At 61.2% G+C, this 1,221-nt stretch carries 1 protein-coding gene; it reads right to left on the reverse strand.

The window, feature by feature from the left end:
- The coding region (gene glyA, locus AC2FIP_RS20630) for a serine hydroxymethyltransferase (RefSeq protein ID WP_496787994.1) at nt 1-1,221 on the reverse strand (1,221 nt) is incomplete at both ends.

A 1,221-nucleotide genomic window follows, 5' to 3' on the forward strand; every position in this document is an offset into this window, starting at 1 on the left:
TTTGACTTTGGCCTCGACCTCACCGTTACCGTCCTCGCCATTTGCGGCCAGACCGTCGACCACTTCGATGATCCAATCGGCGATCTGGCGGAACTCGGCCTCGCCGAAGCCGCGGGTGGTGCCTGCGGGGCTGCCAAGGCGGATGCCGCTGGTCACCATCGGTTTTTCGGGATCGAACGGAACACCGTTCTTGTTGCAGGTGATATGCGCCCGGCCCAGTGCCTTTTCGGTCGCGTTGCCTTTGACGCCTTTAGGGCGCAGGTCCACCAGAACCACGTGGGTATCGGTGCCGTGGGTGACTGTGTCCAGCCCACCTTTGATCAACTGGTCCGACAGGGCCTGCGCGTTGGTGACCACCTGGGCGATGTAGTCCTTGAACTCGGGTCGCAGTGCTTCGCCAAAGGCCACGGCCTTGGCCGCGATGACATGCATCAGCGGGCCGCCCTGAATGCCAGGGAAGATGGCCGAGTTCACTTTCTTGGCGATCGCCTCGTCATTGGTCAGGATCATGCCGCCCCGCGGACCGCGCAGGGTTTTATGCGTGGTGGTGGTAGCCACATGCGCATGCGGGAAGGGCGATGGGTGTGCGCCTGTCGCGACCAGACCGGCGATATGGGCCATGTCGACATGCAGATAGGCGCCGACCATATCCGCGATCTCGCGCATGCGGGCAAAATCAATGATGCGCGGAATGGCCGACCCGCCTGCGATGATCAGCTTGGGCTGATGCTCTTTCGCCAGCGCTTCGATCTGGTCATAGTCGATCTGGTTGTCCTGTTTGCGCACACCGTAATGGACGGCGTTGAACCACTTGCCCGACTGGTTGGGTGCGGCGCCGTGGGTCAGGTGGCCCCCCGCATCCAGGCTCATGCCCAGGATGGTGTCGCCGGGTTTGATCAGTGCCTGGAACACGCCCTGGTTTGCCTGAGAGCCAGAGTTCGGCTGGACGTTTGCAAAGCCGCAACCGAACAGCTGTTTGGCGCGATCGATGGCCATATTTTCAGCGATATCAACAAATTGACACCCGCCATAGTAACGCCTGCCGGGGTACCCTTCGGCGTATTTGTTGGTCATCACCGAGCCCTGCGCTTCCATCACGGCAGCAGAGACGATGTTCTCGGACGCGATCAATTCGATCTCGTCGCGCTGACGGCCCAGTTCGGACGTGATCGAGCCGAACAGCTCTGGGTCGCGCGCTGAGAGAGACTGGGTGAAAAAACC

It is taken from the genome of Ruegeria sp. CDSB114 (assembly GCF_059611025.1).